Annotated in this window: 14 protein-coding genes; 4 read left to right on the plus strand and 10 right to left on the minus strand. The window is 71.0% G+C overall.

Annotation, left to right across the window (positions count from 1 at the left end):
- Positions 1-2 precede the first annotated feature (2 nt).
- Both AB0B64_RS04455 and AB0B64_RS04460 read right to left on the minus strand, forming a co-directional pair.
- Positions 3-1,481 carry a glycoside hydrolase family 3 N-terminal domain-containing protein gene (locus tag AB0B64_RS04455; protein WP_358174579.1) on the minus strand — a complete coding sequence of 493 codons (1,479 nt, stop codon included), beginning with the start codon at positions 1,479-1,481 and terminating at the stop codon, positions 3-5.
- Between the two features lie 52 nt (positions 1,482-1,533).
- The gene (locus tag AB0B64_RS04460) at positions 1,534-2,685 is read right to left on the minus strand and encodes an acetyl-CoA C-acetyltransferase (protein ID WP_358174582.1); all 1,152 of its coding nucleotides are present in this window, start codon (positions 2,683-2,685) and stop codon (positions 1,534-1,536) included.
- Positions 2,686-2,783: 98 nt separating this feature from the next.
- Between AB0B64_RS04460 and AB0B64_RS04465 the strand changes: the two genes are divergently transcribed.
- Both AB0B64_RS04465 and AB0B64_RS04470 read left to right on the plus strand, forming a co-directional pair.
- Positions 2,784-3,455 carry a TetR/AcrR family transcriptional regulator gene (locus tag AB0B64_RS04465; protein ID WP_225299318.1) on the plus strand — a complete coding sequence of 224 codons (672 nt, stop codon included), beginning with the start codon at positions 2,784-2,786 and terminating at the stop codon, positions 3,453-3,455.
- Entirely contained in the window at positions 3,452-4,132 is a 681-nt protein-coding gene (locus AB0B64_RS04470; protein ID WP_358174585.1) for a DNA alkylation repair protein, read from the plus strand. The genes AB0B64_RS04465 and AB0B64_RS04470 overlap by 4 nt, the downstream gene beginning before the upstream one ends.
- Here AB0B64_RS04470 and AB0B64_RS04475 read toward each other — a convergent pair.
- Positions 4,125-4,964, minus strand: coding sequence for a LysR family transcriptional regulator (locus AB0B64_RS04475; protein ID WP_357948108.1), 840 nt, complete (start codon positions 4,962-4,964; stop codon positions 4,125-4,127). The genes AB0B64_RS04470 and AB0B64_RS04475 overlap by 8 nt on opposite strands.
- Positions 4,965-5,049: 85 nt before the next feature.
- Between AB0B64_RS04475 and metE the strand changes: the two genes are divergently transcribed.
- A complete protein-coding gene (gene metE, locus AB0B64_RS04480; protein WP_358174587.1) occupies positions 5,050-7,209 on the plus strand; it encodes a 5-methyltetrahydropteroyltriglutamate--homocysteine S-methyltransferase in 2,160 nt (719 codons plus the stop codon).
- Here the strand turns inward: metE and AB0B64_RS04485 are convergent, their stop codons facing one another.
- The 6 genes from AB0B64_RS04485 to AB0B64_RS04510 are packed head-to-tail and all read right to left on the minus strand — an operon-like array spanning position 7,210 to position 12,962.
- Positions 7,210-8,055, minus strand: a complete 846-nt coding sequence (locus AB0B64_RS04485; RefSeq protein ID WP_358174590.1) for a phosphotransferase — start codon at positions 8,053-8,055, stop codon at positions 7,210-7,212. It abuts the gene before it with no gap.
- A 43-nt stretch (positions 8,056-8,098) separates the two neighbouring features.
- Positions 8,099-9,013, minus strand: a complete 915-nt coding sequence (locus AB0B64_RS04490; RefSeq protein WP_358174593.1) for a carbohydrate ABC transporter permease — start codon at positions 9,011-9,013, stop codon at positions 8,099-8,101.
- A complete protein-coding gene (locus AB0B64_RS04495) occupies positions 9,013-9,927 on the minus strand; it encodes a sugar ABC transporter permease (RefSeq protein WP_357946649.1) in 915 nt (304 codons plus the stop codon). Before AB0B64_RS04495 ends, AB0B64_RS04490 begins: the two co-directional genes overlap by 1 nt.
- Positions 9,927-11,339, minus strand: a complete 1,413-nt coding sequence (ngcE, locus tag AB0B64_RS04500; protein WP_357946646.1) for an N-acetylglucosamine/diacetylchitobiose ABC transporter substrate-binding protein — start codon at positions 11,337-11,339, stop codon at positions 9,927-9,929. The genes AB0B64_RS04495 and ngcE overlap by 1 nt, the downstream gene beginning before the upstream one ends.
- An 18-nt stretch (positions 11,340-11,357) precedes the next feature.
- A complete protein-coding gene (locus tag AB0B64_RS04505) occupies positions 11,358-12,092 on the minus strand; it encodes an SIS domain-containing protein (protein WP_357946644.1) in 735 nt (244 codons plus the stop codon).
- Entirely contained in the window at positions 12,093-12,962 is an 870-nt protein-coding gene (locus tag AB0B64_RS04510) for a MurR/RpiR family transcriptional regulator (protein ID WP_357946641.1), read from the minus strand.
- 79 nt (positions 12,963-13,041) lie between these two features.
- On the opposite strand from AB0B64_RS04510, the gene AB0B64_RS04515 reads away from it, so the two are divergent.
- Entirely contained in the window at positions 13,042-13,986 is a 945-nt protein-coding gene (locus tag AB0B64_RS04515) for a BadF/BadG/BcrA/BcrD ATPase family protein (RefSeq protein ID WP_358174596.1), read from the plus strand.
- A gap of 4 nt (positions 13,987-13,990) precedes the next feature.
- On the opposite strand, the gene AB0B64_RS04520 is transcribed toward AB0B64_RS04515, so the two are convergent.
- Entirely contained in the window at positions 13,991-15,061 is a 1,071-nt protein-coding gene (locus AB0B64_RS04520) for an acetyl-CoA acetyltransferase (protein ID WP_357946635.1), read from the minus strand.
- Positions 15,062-15,272: the final 211 nt, after the last annotated feature.

Genomic DNA, 15,272 nt, shown 5'->3' on the forward strand with positions numbered 1-15,272 from the left:
TGTCAAAGGGTACCGGTGATCAGTTCGGCGGCGGCCTGGCCGCAGACCCTGGCCGAGCCGTACGTGGCGATGTGCACGGCACCCAGGTCGGACCTGGCGGGCAGGCCCATCTCGACCACCACGGCGTCGGGGCGGGCGCTGAGCAGGTGCCGCAGTGCCTCGCTCTGCCAGGGGTGGCGGTGCGCGTCGCGGACCACGACGACGAGGGGGTGCCCGGCCGCGGCGGCGATGAGCCGTTCCAGCACGGCCCCGGTCGCCTCACCGGCCGCGAGCCGGGTCACGGTGGTGCCGGGCAGCAGCCTGCCCAGGGGCTCGCCGACGCCCCACGGCGTGTTCTTGTCGATGGCCAGGTTCATCTCGGGGGCCAACTCCACCACGTGCGCCGCGGAGGTGAGCGGCAGGACGGGGTCGCTCGTGCGGCGGGTGATCCGGAGCGCGCGGCGGGCCGCGACCAGGCCGAGGTAGCCGTCCTCGGGATCCGGGATGCCCGAGGCGGCGGTCCAGGCGGCCAGCTCGCCGACCCGGCGCGCGGCGTCGGCCAGGCGCTCCTCCGGCAGCAGGCCGTCGCGCACGGCTTCGGCTATCGCGTCGCGCACCTCGACGGCGGTCGCCTCGCCTGAGTGCTCGCCGCCGACGCAGATGGCGTCGGCCCCGGCGGCGATGGCGCGGGCGGCGGCGCCGCCGATCCCGTACGGCCCGGAGACGGCGGCCATCTCGATGCCGTCGGTGATGATCAGGCCGTCGAAGCCCAGCTCCTCGCGGAGCAACCCGGTGAGCACCTTGGGGCTGAGCGTGGCGGGCAGGACGGCGTCGTACGCGGGCACCAGCAGGTGACCGGTCATGACGGCCTTGACGCCTTCCTGGATCGCGGCGCGGAAGGGGCCGAGCGCGTCCTCGATCCCGTCGGTGGCGACCACGGGCACGCCGTGGTGGGAGTCGATCGAGGTGTCACCGTGGCCGGGGAAGTGCTTGGCGCAGGCGGCCACCCCGGCGGACTGCAGGCCGCGGACGAACGCCCTGGTGTGCCGGGAGACCAGCGCGGCGTCGGCGCCGAAGGAGCGCAGGCCGATGACCGGGTTGTCGGGGTTGGAGTTCACGTCGGCCGAGGGGGCGAAGTCGATCGTGATGCCCGCGGCCGCCAGGTCCGCCCCGAGGTTCCTGGCCACGGCCTCGGTCAGCGTCACGTCGTCCACGACGCCGAGCGCGAAGCCGCCGGGACGGCTGCTGCCGGTGGCGACCTCCAGCCGGGTCACCTCGCCCGACTCCTCGTCGATGCCGATCATGACGGCGGGGTTCTCCGCGCGCAGGGCGGCGGTCAGTTCGGCCACCTGGGCCGCTCCCGTGATGTTGCGGGTGAACAGCACCACCCCGGCCAGCCCCTCCCCCAGACGGCGGCGGAGCCAGTCGGGCGGGGTCGTTCCCCCGAACCCGGGCAGGATTACGGCATCGGCAAGGCACAGCAGGTCACCGCTCTTGAGCATGACCCGCAATCTAATAGGAAAGTTTCCTATTTGCTAGTGGCATCGCCGGACGTCATAGGCGTTCGATGATGGTGACGTTCGCCTGGCCGCCTCCTTCGCACATCGTCTGCAGGCCGTACCGGCCGCCGGTCCGCTCCAGCTCGTGCAGCAGCTTCACGGCCAGGACCGCGCCGGTCGCGCCGAGCGGGTGGCCGAGCGCGATCGCGCCGCCGTTCGGGTTGACCCTGGCGGGGTCGGCGCCGCTCTCCTTCAGCCAGGCGAGCACGACCGAGGCGAACGCCTCGTTGATCTCCACGGCGTCGATGTCGCCGATCGTCATCCCGGCCTTGCGCAGCGCGTGCTCCGTGGCCTGGATCGGCGCCGCGAGCATCATGATGGGGTCGCCGCCGCGCACCGACAGGTGGTGCACGCGGGCGCGCGTGCGCAGTCCGTGCTCCTGTACGGCCCGCGGCGACGCGATGAGCAGGGCGGCGGCGCCGTCGGAGATCTGCGAGGCCAGGGCGGCGGTGAGGCGCCCGTCCTCGACCAGGGGCTGGAGCCCGGCCATCTTGGCGGGAGTGGTGTCGCGGCGCGGACCCTCGTCGGCGGTGACGCCCTCGTAGGGGGTGATCTGGTCCGCGAAGCGGCCGGTGTCGATGGCGGCGATGGCCCGGCGGTGCGACTCGTAGGCGAACGCCTCCATGTCCTCTCGGGAGATGTCCCACTTGGCGGCGATCTGTTCGGCTCCGGTGAACTGGGAGACCTCCTGCGTGCCGTACCGGGAGAGCCAGCCCTTGGAGCCGCCGAAGGGGGTGTCGTGGCCGAGGGGGCGGCCGGCGAGCATCGCCGAGGAGATGGGGATCATGCTCATGTTCTGTACGCCGCCGGCCACCACGAGGTCGCTGGTGCCCGAGAGCACGGCCTGGGCGGCGAAGTGCAGTGCCTGCTGCGAGGAGCCGCACTGGCGGTCGACCGTGACGCCGGGCACCTCCTCCGGCAGCCCCGCGGCCAGCCAGCAGGTGCGGGCGATGTCGCCGGCCTGCGGTCCGATGGTGTCCACGCAGCCGAACACCACGTCCTCCACGGCCGCCGGATCGGCGCCCGTGCGGGTCATCAGCTCTTGGAGTACGTGCGCGCCGAGGTCGGCGGGGTGGGCGCCGGCGAGGCCGCCGTTCCTGCGCCCGACCGGGGTCCTGACCGCGCCGACGATGTATGCCTCGTTCACTCCCGCATCGTAGCAAGCGCTTGGTCGCGCGCGGAATGCCGGGTGAGCTGGGCGGGTTCGGTGAACAAGCGATTGTCTGAGGGCTCATAATGGGAGGCGTGACAACGCGAAAGAACTCCGGGCAGAGCGCGGCCGCCCCGGCGAAGCGCCAGCGCGCGACCTCGTCCGGGCCGGCGTCGGAGCGCCGTGACCACCTCGTCAAGCTCGCCGCGGAGCTCTTCGCCCGCAAGGGCTTCCAGGCCACGACCGTACGCGAGATCGCCGACGAGGCGGGCATCCTCTCGGGAAGTCTCTATCACCATTTCGATTCCAAGGAGACCATCGTCGACGAGGTGCTCTCCACCTTCCTCGACGACCTGGTCGCCCGCTACCGCACGGCGATCGCCTCGGGCTCCGACCCGCGCACGATCCTGTCGGAAATGGTCCGCATCGGCTTCGGCACGCTGGAGCCGCACCGGGCCGCGATCACCGTAATGCAGAACGACTGGAACTATCTGCGGCAGTTCGAGCGGTTCAACTACCTGGTCAAGGCCGAGGACGAGGTCGAGCAGATCTGGGTCGCGCAGATCAAGGCGGGCCAGGCGGCCGGGCAGTTCCGCGCCGACGTGGACCCGAAGCTCACCTACCGGATGATCCGCGACACGATCTGGGTGGCGGTGCGCTGGTTCCGTCCCGGCGGGCGGCTCAACACGACGGGTCTGGCCGAGCACTACATCACCGTGCTCTTCGACGGCCTGGCCACGGGTGAGCGGACCAGCCAGCAGGCATGACGCTTGGTAAGGCGGTGCGTCAGGCACTGCGGGAGGCGGCGGAGCCCGAGAAGGCCGCCACGATGCGCGCGTACATGAAGTCCGACATGCCCTTCCTCGGTGTCCAGGCGGTGCGGAGGCGGGCCGTGCTGCGGCGGGTCTTCTCGGCCCACCGCATCGGCACGGCGCCGGAGTGGCGCCGGGCGGTGCTCGGCCTGTGGCGCGAGGCCGAATACCGCGAGGAGCGCTACGCGGCGATCGACCTGACCGGCTATCACCACTACCGGGAGTTCCAGACCCTCTACACGGTGCCGATGTACGAGGAGATGATCGTCAGCGGGGCCTGGTGGGACCTGGTCGACGAGCTGGCCACGCACCGGATCGGCGGCCTGCTGACCGCCTTCCCCGACTCGATGCGCCCGCTCATGCTGGACTGGGCGCGCGACGGCGATCTGTGGAAGCGCCGCACCGCGATCCTGAGCCAGAACCGGTTCAAGGCCCGCACCGACACGGCCCTGCTCTACGCCTGCATCGAGCCGAGCCTGTCGGACAACGACTTCTTCGCCCGCAAGGCGATCGGCTGGGCGCTGCGCGAGTACGCCAAGACCAACCCGGCCGAGGTCATCCGCTATGTACGCGCCAAGGGCATCTCCGGTCTGAGCCGCCGCGAGGCCCTGCGCAACTTACCGGCTACCTAGTCCACAAGGCATCCTGTACGGCCTGCACCAGGGCCATCAGCTCGGGCGTGACCCGCTCCCTGGCCCAGGCCAGCGCGTACGTGATGCGCAGCTCGCCCGCGTCGAGCGGGACGAACCTCAGGTCGTCGCGGCGGATGGTCCTGGCCAGCAGCTGCGGGATCGGCAGCACCCCGGCACCCGCCGCGACCAGGTCGAGCGCGGCGGCGAAGTCGTCGTCGGCCACCATGCGCGAGCGCCCCGGCAGCCCGGCCCACGCCCGGCTGCCGGGGGTCAGCAGCACCTGCCCGGCCAGGTCCCCGGCGCCGACCTTGGCCCTCGGCGCCAGCGCGTGCCCCAGCGGCACCGCGAGCTGGTCCACCGAGACGTGGAACCTGGCGGCGGTGACGAACCGCGCGGGCGCGGGGGTGGCCAGGATCGCCGCCGACACCTCACCCCGCTCCAGCGCGTCGGCGGCCGCCCCACGACCGGCGACCGTGAGCTCCACGCCGATGGCCGGGGTGCGGGCCGCCAACCGGCGGGCTACCCGGGCGGCCAGCGCGCCGACAAGCGGTGGATAAGCAAGATGAATGGTCGGCCGGGCCAGCCGGGCGGCTTCGGCCGCGAACGCGGCAGCGGCGGTCAGCAGCTCGTCGGCGTGCGGAAGCAGCGCCCTGCCCTCGGCGGTCAGCCGCACCGCGCGGGCGGACCGGTCGAACAACCTGGTCCCGGCCGCGCGCTCCAGCCTGGTGATGGCCTGGCTCATGGCGGGCTGGGACATTCCCAGGTCGGCGGCGGCGATCGAGAAGCTGAGCCGGGCCGCTACGCGGGCGAAGCACTGGACCTCCTTGAGCATAAGCAGCACGAATACAGGATGCATCAGACGGGGCCGCTGTGGTGAATTCTCCGCGTTCGATCAAGTCAACGCAGGGAGCAAGTCAATGTCGTCATTTCCCCGGTCCACCGTGCTCGGATATCCGAGGATCGGCCCGCGAAGGGAGCTGAAGCGGGCCCTGGAGTCCTACTGGGACGGCCGCTCGACCCGGGCGGAGCTGGAGGAGACAGGCGCCGAGATCCGGGAACGGACCTGGCGGCGGCTCGACGAGCTGGGCCTGGCCGGACTGCCGTCCAACACCTTCTCCCTCTATGACCAGGTGCTCGACACGGCCGTGCTGCTCGGCGCGGTGCCACGGCGCTACCTCGAAGCGGAGGATCCCTACTTCGCGATGGCCAGAGGCACCGCCGGGCTGGCGCCGCTGCGGATGACGAAGTGGTTCGACACGAACTACCACTACATCGTCCCGGAGATCGACGCCGAGACCGTGTTCAAGCTCGACCCGGCCAAGCCGCTCGCCGAGCTGCGGCAGGCACGGGAGCTGGGCTTCGAGACCCGGCCCGTGGTGGTGGGGCCGGTGACGTTCCTGCTGCTGGCCGGGGCGCTGGAGCGGCTGGACGAGGTGCTGGGCTGCTACGAGGAGCTGCTGGCGATCCTGGCGGCCGAGGGCGTGGAGTGGGTGCAGCTCGACGAGCCCGCGCTGGTGGCCGACCGGACGCCCGAGGAACTGGCCGCCGTCACGGCCGCCTACGAGCGGCTGGGGGCCGCGCCTTCGCGTCCCGGGCTGTTCGTCGCCTCCTACTTCGGTGATCTGGGCGAGGCGCTGCCCGTCCTGGCCGCGACGCCGGTGGAGGCGATCGGGGTGGACCTGGTGCGCGGCGGCCTGGACCGGCTGTCGGCGCTGGCGGGCAAGACCGTGGTGGCGGGTGTGGTGTCCGGGCGGGACGTGTGGCGTACCGCTCCTGGGCGGGCCCTGAGCCTGCTGCGGGCGGTGCGGGAGCACGCGGCGGACGTGGTGGTCAGCACCTCGTGCTCGCTCCTGCACGTGCCCTACGACGTGGCGGGGGAAGAAGGGCTCGACCCGGCGCTGCGGGCGCGGCTGGCCTTCGCCGAGCAGAAGGTGGCGGAGGTGGTCGAACTGGCGCGCACCGACTTCCGGGGCGCCGAGGCGCCGGCCGCGTCGGTGGCGCTGGCGGACCCGATCGTGTTCGAGGGGCGCGGACCGTACGCGGAGCGCGCCGCGGCCCAGGCCGCGCACCTGCGGCTGCCGGTGCTGCCGAGCACCACGATCGGGTCGTTCCCGCAGACCGGCGAGCTGCGCGCGGCCCGCGCGGCCGTGGTGGCGGGCACGCTGCCGGAGGCCGACTACGAGCGGCGGGTCGAGGCGGAGATCGAGCGGGTCATCCGGCTGCAGGAACGGCTCGGCCTCGACGTCCTCGTGCACGGCGAGCCGGAGCGCAACGACATGGTCCAGTACTTCGCCGAGCACCTCGACGGCTTCGCGGTGACCGCCAACGGCTGGGTCCAGTCCTACGGCTCCCGGTGCACCAGGCCGCCGATCCTGCACGGCGACGTCGGGCGGGCCGCGCCGATCACCGTACGGTGGGCGCGCCACGCGCAGTCGCTGACGGACAAGCCGGTCAAGGGCATGCTCACCGGGCCCGTCACGATCGTCGCCTGGTCGTTCGTCCGCGACGACCTGCCGCTGCGCGACGTGGTGTTCCAGGTGGCCGACGCGGTCCGGGACGAGGTACGCGACCTGGAGGCGGCGGGTGTATCGATCATCCAGGTGGACGAGCCGGCGCTGCGCGAGCTGCTGCCCCTCAGGCGGGCCTCGCAGGCCGACTACCTGGAGTGGGCCGTGGCCGCGTACCGGCGGGCCACCTCGGGGGCCAGCGACCGCATTCAGATCCACACGCACCTGTGTTATTCGGACGCCGACCAGATCCTCGCGGCGATCGACGGCCTGGACGCCGACGTCACCACGATCGAGTCGGCCCGCTCCGGGGCCCGGATCCTGGGGGCCGTGGGCTCCTTCGGGCGGGGGCTCGGGCCGGGCGTCTACGACATCCACTCGCCTAGAGTGCCGAGCCAGGCCGAGGTTGAGGAGTTGTTGCGGGAGACGCTGAAGGTGCTGCCCGCCGAGCGGGTCTGGGTGAATCCGGACTGCGGGCTGAAGACCCGTACCTATGAGCAGGTGGAGGCGGCGCTGGCGAACGTGGTCGGCGCGACCGAGCGGCTGCGCGACGAGCTCAGCGCTAGGTGATCAGCTGAAGGTCCACTCAAGGTGGGCCAGGGCGGCGTCGGCGTAGTGGCGTGGGCCGGTGCTCAGGCCGTAGGCGAGGTCCTCGATGAGCGCGCACCTGGCGTAGAAGACGACCCTGGCCCGGTCGCGCTCGTCGAAGTCGCGGTCGTAGTGCGCCAGGGTCCGCTCGAAGACCTCGGGGCCCAGGTCGCGGTAGATGAGCGCGAAGTCGTGCGCCGGGTCGGTGAGGGCGGCGTCGGTCCAGTCGATGACGCCCGTCAGCGTGCTGGTCGCGGCGTCGGCCAGGAGGTGCTCGCTGCCCAGGTCGTTGTGGCAGAAGCGCAGGTCACGCGGCTCGTCGGGCGGTGTGTCGCGTAAGAACCGCTCCACCAGCGGGCGCCGCTCCGCCGGCACGTGCCCCTCGACGTCGCGGTAGTCGAGCCCGGCGTCCACCAGCAGGGTGGGCGCCGGGTAGAGGTCGGGCGGCGCCAGCGCGCGCAGGTCATCGGCAGGGGCACTGTGCAGGGCGCTCAGCAGGCGGCCGAGCGGGGCGGCCAGCGCCGCGGGGTCCGGCACCGGGTGCTGGTTGAGCGGCTCGCCCGGCAGCTTGCGGTAGGCGATCACGCCCTGCTCGTAGTCGGCGAAGACCACCTCGGGCACCGCCACGGTGGCCAGCTCGCGGACCGCGGCCAGCAGCTCGACCTCACGGCGGGTGGCCACCGGATCGGTGGCCTTGCCGCCCCGGACGATCAACTCACCGTTGACCTCGTAGACCTCGTGGTCCAGGCCCTGCCCGGACTCGGTCAGAGAGCGCACCTCGACGTCGGGGAGGTGGCGGGCCAGCAACGCGCGGATGTCGCCGATCACACCAGCAGCCTAGGCCCGGCGGGTCGGGTGCGCGAGAGGATAATTACTTGAGCGCCCCCGCGGTCAGCCCCGACTGGATCTGGCGCTGGAAGACCGTGTAGACGACCAGCATGGGCAGGATGGCCAGCGTCAGGGCGGCGAACAGGGCCGACCAGTCCTGGTCATAGCCCGCGGCCGTCGAGATGTCGGCGATGCCCTGGGTGAGCACCCACTTGTCGCGCTCCTGCAGCAGCACCAGCGGCAGCTGGTACTGGTTCCACTGACCGAGGATGTTGAAGATCGTGATGCTGACCAGGCCCGGTCTGGCCATGGGCAGCATGATCTGGAAGAACACCCGGGTGTGCGAGGCGCCGTCGACCATGGCCGCCTCCGCCACGGCCGTGGGCAGCGTACGGAAGAAGGCCGACAGGAAGAACACCGTGAACGGCATCGAGTAGGCGATGTAGACCAGCACGAGGCCGGCGTGGGTGTTCAGGCCGATGAACGGGCCGATCAGCGGGACGTTGCCCATGTTCTGCACGACGAAGAACAGCGGCGACAGCGCCAGGTAGACCGGGAAGGCCAGGCCCGACACGAACAGCAGGTAGACGGCCCGGTTACCGCGGAAGGGGTAGCGCGACAGCACGTACGCGGCCATCGAGCCGACCAGCATCGTGCCGAACACGCTGAAGGCGACCACGATGACGCTGTTGAGCATGTACTGGCCGATGTGCGCCTGCTCCCAGGCCCTGGCGAAGTTGTCCCAGCGCAGGCTGGCCGGCAGGGACCAGGCGTCGCCGAAGATCTCGTCCTCGCTCTTGACCGACGCCAGGAACGTCCACAGGATCGGCACCACCGTGAGCACGGTCCACAGCAGCAGCGCGACGTGCGACAGGATCGCCATCGGCCCGAGCCGTTTCCGGCTCTCCTGGCGGGCCAGCTTGCGGGAGTTCGCCACCGTCCACGAGGTCGTCGTCATCAGTACTCGATTCGTTCGCGCCGCGTCAGACGCAGCGAAAGGATCGCGAACCCGACGGTGAAGAAGAACATCACGACGCCCAGGGCCGAGGCGTATCCGAAGCGGAAGTATTGGAAGGCGTTGCGGTAGACCTCGGCCGCCATGACCGTGGTCGACCAGTCGGGCCCGCCGTGCTGGTCGGTCATCACCCACACGATCGCGAACACGTCGAGGGCGATGATGCCGAGGTAGACCCAGGCCACCTGGATGGTGTCCCAGAGCAGCGGCAGGGTGATGCGGAAGAACAGGCTCAGCCGCCCGGCGCCGTCGATCTGCGCCGCCTCGAACATGTCCTTCGGGATGGAGGCGAGTCCGGCGGAGAAGAGCACCACGTAGAACCCGACCGCCTGCCAGACCATGACACCGAGCACCGACCAGAACGCGACACCCGGGTCCGACAGGAAGCCGATCGGCTTGCCGCCCAGCGCCATCAGCGGCGCGTTCAGCATCCCGCTGCCGTCCGGCCGGAACACCTGCTGGAACAGCACCGCCACCACCGCGACGGCCAGCACCTGCGGGAAGAAGAACACCACGCGGTAGAACTTGGAGCCCCTGATCCCGCCCACGGCCCGCCCGCCGCCGCCCACGTTGAGGAGGAAGGAGAAGAACAGGGCGATGATGATCGTGATCAGGGGCAGCAGGACGAGCAGCCCGGCGTTGTGCGTGACCGCTTTCCAGAACGTCCCGTCTTCGAGGAGCCGGCGGAAGTTCTCCAGCCCGATGAAGGCCGGCGTGGCCGAGACGCCGCGCCAGTCCGTCATCGAGATGTAGAACGCCTGGATGTATGGAGAGATCACATAGATCAGGTAAAGGGTCACCGGGGCTGCCAGGAACGCGGTGATGAACAGCCCTCGGCGATACCTGTTGAACAACATCAGCGCTTGTACTTCTTGATCGAGGAGTCCTTCTTGATCTCGTCGGACTTCTTCTGGATGCGCTCCAGATACTTGTCCGGCGTGAGGCCGCCGGTCATGAGCTCACCGGTGGCGGCGACGGCCTCGTCCTTGAGCTGGAGGTACCACGTCTGCCAGCGGTAGTAGACGATGTTCGCGCCGGCCTCGGTGTAGGCCTTGGTCGCGCTCGCGGCGCCCGGGGACAACTGGCGGCCCTCACCCGCGCCCTTGACCGTCGAGACGGTCTTGACCATCTCGCTGAACTCGCCGGCCGCCTTCTTCGACAGCATGGCCCGCAGGTACTCCATGCCGCCCTGCGGGTTGGCGCCCTTGGCGGGGACGATGAAGTTCTCGCTCGGCTGGCTGTGCAGCGTGCCGTAGGGCATCTTGTCGGAGCTGGTGAAGTCGGGGACGGGGAACATGCCGTACTCGAAGTCGGCCGGAGTGGTGGTCTTCTGCTCGTTCTCCAGCCAGGAGCCGGAGGGCAGCATGGCCACCTTGTACTTGTTCTGGGCGGTCTGGGTCTGCACGTGGTCGAGGCCGGCGGTGCCCTCCAGGAGGTACTTGGCGCCGATCTCGGCCCAGGCCGTGGCGGAGGTCTTCATGGCCTCCGTGGTCCAGGCGCCGTCCTCGAGGTTGTCGATGTTGACGAGGACCTCGGGGCCGCCGATCTTCGCGGCCATGGTGAGCAGCACTTCGTACAGATATTGCGGGAATTTTCCGGCGTAGGTGAAGGGGGCCATCTTGCCGGACTTTTTGATCGTTTCGTTGAGCTTGAGGAACTCGTCCCACGTCTTGGGGGGCGCCCAGCCGTTGTCCTTGAACGCCTTCTGCGAATACCAGATGCCGAAGATGTAGTTGACGTAGCCGAGCACGCTGAACGTGCCGTCCATGGTGCCGATGTCGATGACGGCCGGGTCGATGGTGTCCCTGACCTTGATGCTCGGGTCGTCCCACGAAGGCGCGTCGAGCAGCGGGGTGAGGTCCTGGAGCTGGCCGTCCTGGGCGAGCGCGCCGAAGTCCATGGCGTTGGCACCCGAGTTGTCGATCACGTCGGGCGGGTTGCCGCCGGCGAACCTCGGCTGGAGGACCTTGGTGATCTCCTTGGTGGCGTTGTGCTTGATCTCCACCTTCGGATACTTCGACTTGAACAGCGGCTGGTGGATGTTCTTGGCGTAGTCCTGGCCGAAACCGCCGTCGAAGATCCACACCTCAAGCGGCTTGCTGTCCGAGACCCCGAAGGGGTTGGCCGCGCTGGTCGCGACCGGGGCGGCCGACGACGAGGCCGACGGCTTCGCGGCCGGGGTCGCGCACGCGGCGAGCGCGCCCGCCACGGGGACCAGCGCGGCGCTCCGGAGAAGCTCGCGCCTGGTGAAACGGGGGGTGTCCGGCATATTTCTACTCCTGACTAGTCATGCTCCACGTCGGATCCGCCCTGCGTAGCGGCTCTCCAGGGCCTTGTTGTGCTCGTCGCCACCGGCCACGTTGACCGACAGGTAGATGGGCGGCGTCTCGCCGAGCGCCACGAGCTCGGCCACCGCCTCGGTGACCACCATCTGCGCGAGCAACGCCGAGGTGACGGTCGAGATCGCGCCGTAACCGCCGCCGCCCGGCAGTTCGAGGATCGCGTCCCCGTACGGCGCGCCGTTGTCCAGCACGACGTCGGCCAGGTCGAGCAGCTTGCGGCCCGACGGGTGGCGCGAGGTCATCTGGCTGCTGTGCTGGACCGAGGTCAGCGCGATCAGGGGATGGCCGCGGTCCTTGACGATCGTGGCCAGCTCGACCACGGCTCCGTTGATGCCCGAGCTGGAGATCAGCACGAACACGTCCTGCGGCGCGACGGGCGCCAGTTCGTAGATCCGGTGGGCGATCTCCGGATCGCGTTCGAGCTCGGGAGTGAGCACGCTCGGCGGCTGGCCGCCGTACAGGACGAGGTCACGCGGGGTGAGCCGGTTGCTGGGGACCAGTCCCCCGGCCCGTCCGGCGATCTCCATCGCGATCGACTCGGAATGTCCGGATCCGAACGCGTTGACCACGCCCCCCGCCCGCAGCGACGCGACGAGCAGCGCGGCGGCGCGGCGTACCGGCTCCGCCTGTGTCTCCACGACCTGGTGTGCCAGCTCCAGGGCCTTCGTTGCGAACGTCATTCAGCCTCTCTCCACCCGATGGCTCTCCACGGCGCTGATCGTGAGCCCGAACGCCTGGTTGGTGCGCTCGTAAGTGCGCTGGGCCACCGCCACGTAGACGGCGTCGAGCACGAACAGCTGCGAGTGGACGGCCGCCAGCCCGCCGAGCCGGAAGGTGGTCTCCCTGCTGGCGGTGGTGAGCACCAGGTCGGCCAGCTCGGCGAGCGGCGAGCGGGCGAACGAGGTGACCGCGACCGTGGTGGCCTCGTGACTGCCGGCCTCGGCCAGGGCCTCCATGACCTCGCGGGTCCGGCCCCGATGGCTGATGCCGATCGCGACGTCGCCCGCGCCGAGCAGCGCGGCGTCCGACAGCGCGACGTGCGCGTCGCCCGCGCTCCAGCCCGGGATGCCGATGCGGCGCAGCCGGCCCTCGAACATGGTGGCGACGTTCCCGCTGGTGGAGACGCCGACGAGCAGGACCCGCCGCGCGGCGACGATGGCGTCGGCCACCTGGGCGACGATCTCCGAGTCGAGCTGGGCGGCGGTGTCCTGGATGAGCCGGGCGTCAGCCGCGGCCATCACCTCGATCGCCGAGTCGAGCGGGTCGTCAGGCCCGATCTCGTGCCCCACGCCCGCGCCCCAGCCCGCCTGCGCGGCCCGGCCGGTCTCGGTGGCCAGCGCCACGCGCAGCTCGGCGTAACCGGAGAAGCCGAAGGCCCGGCAGAACCTGGTCACGGTCGCGGGCGAGCTGCCCGCGCGCTCGGCCAGCGCGATGATGGTCGACCGGGCCGCCTCGGCCGGATCACCGAGGATCACCTCGCCGACTCTGCGCAACGCCTCCGGCAAACCGGGGAGTTCTGTTTCCACACGCCCGAGGGCCCCTGAAGTCACGAATATTCCTTCCGGATACCCGGTCTTCCGCCGAAAATTATTCTTGCTTCTCCGCGGAGTCAAGTCCCACAATCGGACCGTGACCATTTCGCTCACCATTGGGGTGGATGCTGGCGCCACCTCCACCCGTGTCGCCGTGCACTCGCTCGACGGCACCCGTGTCGGATACGCCAGGGCGGGCGCGGGCAATCCGAGCGCCCACGGCCTGGCGAACGCGGTGGCGGCGATCGAGACCGCGCTCAGCGGGGCTCTGGCCGGGCTGGACGCCTCGTCGGTCGTCGCCTCGCTGGCCGGGATCTCGGGGTTCGTCGACGAGATGGAGCCGGCGCTGGCCAAGGTGTGGGCGGGGCACGGCATCGCCTCGGGGCCGCGGCTCATGGGCGACACGGTGATCGCGTACGTCGCGGGGTCGCCCGAGCCGGACGGCTCGCTGCTGCTCTCGGGGACGGGGGCGGTGGCGGCCCGGATCACCGGCTACGAGCTGGACGTGATCGCCGACGGGCTGGGCTGGCTGCTGGGCGACGCGGGGTCGGGCTTCTGGATCGGGCGCGCGGGCGCCAAGGCCGTCGTCGCCGAGCTGGATCGCGGCTCCTCGGCGGGCCCGCTGGTCGAGCTGGTCGTCGAGCACTTCCTCGGGGCCGAGCACGGCCCCACGCCGCGCAAGGTGGCCGATCGGATCGTCCGGCTGGCGCAGGCCGACCACATGCGCCTGGCCGCCCTGTCGGCGCTGGTCAGCCAGGCCGCCGAAGCGGGCGACCCGCTCGCGCTCGGCATCGCCCGCCAGGCCGCCGCGCACCTGGCCGCCACGGTGCGGCGGGTGCACCGGTCGGGGCCGGTGGTCCTGGCCGGGAGCGTGCTGACGAGCGACGGTCCGGTACGGCAGGCCGTACGCGAGCTGCTGGCCGGTGAGACCGTGACCACGGCGCGGGACGCGGCGGGGGCGGCGGCCTGGCTGGCGGCGCGCGACCTGCTGCCGGAGGCCGACCGGCGGGCCTCGCACGCGGCGTTCACGGCCGGTTCTTGACCTGCTACCCCACCAGCAGCGCCGCGCTTCCGTAACTGCCGCCGAAGCCCGTCGCCAGCGCCACCTCACGACCGCCACGCACTTCCCGGACCGCCTGGGCCACGTTGTTCAGGCCGTGCACATAGCCCTCCGACAGCAGGCCGCCGTGCGGGTTGATCCAGGCGTGGCGTCGCTCCAGCAGGTACGGGCCCAGGTCTTCGCGACGGACCAGGCCGAAGTCCGCCAGTTGCCGCGGGACCAGCCAGGAGTACGCGTCGTACGGGAGTGCCGCGTCCACGTCCGACGGCCGCATGCCCGACGCCTCCCACAGCATGGGGGCCACGTACTCGGAGAAGACGGCGCTCACGTCCGGCGCGCGGTCCATCGATGAGCAGCCGGGGCCGCCGCCGCGCACGACGGCCTGGATGCGCGGGCCGCCGAGCACGCCGCTGACCAGCAGCGCGCACGCGCCGTCGGTCTCCTGGCAGCAGTCGACGGTACGGAGTGGCGTGCAGACGTACGGTCTGGCCAGGTACTCCTCGAACGACAGCGGCTCCCGGCGCAGGGCACGGGGGTTGGTCTTGGCGTTGTCCCTGGACTGGGCGACGACGGCGTGCAGGTGCTCGGGGCCGAGGCCGGTGTCGTGCAGGTAGCGGGTCGCGGCCAGGGCGAAGAGCGGGATCGGGCCGGCCATGCCGTAGGTGAACCGCTCCTGGGGACCGGTGGAGACGGTGTTCATGCGCTTGCCGGAGCGCCCGTTAAGCGCCCGATAGATCAGGATATTTCGCGCTAAACCGGCGTGTATGAGCATGGCCGCGTCGCCCAGGATCGAGGCGGCCTGGGTGCCGCCTCCGGCTATGTCGTTGTGCCAGCCCAGCCGGTCGATGCGCAGCGCGCGGGCGACCTGGGTGACGGGGGCCGAGTCGTTCATGTGGTAGCTCAGGACCGCGTCCACCTCCGTGGGCGCGATGCCCGCGTCGGCGCACGCCGTACGGCAGGCCTCGACCGCCAGGTCCAGCTCGGTGCGGCCGGACTCGCGCGTCAGCGCGGTCATGCCGACACCGGCCACGGCCGCCCGGCCGGCGAAGGGCTGCATGCCCACCTCCTGCCCCGCTGAAGGCTGCCTCGCTGAAGGCTGCCCGGCTGACGGGCGTCGGGTCACTCGCCGGGGCGGGGCGCGATCCACCCCGGCGGGTGACGCATGTGGTGCTCGCCCGTCACGCTAACGCGGCGGCGGTTTCCGCACAAGCGCTTGCTCGGCATGTCTCTCCTCCGAGTCGACCGCGAGAGGCACTGACCGGCCGGCG

Origin of the sequence: Nonomuraea sp. NPDC049129 (assembly GCF_040648495.1) — a bacterium.
Taxonomy (GTDB): Bacteria; Actinomycetota; Actinomycetes; order Streptosporangiales; family Streptosporangiaceae; genus Nonomuraea.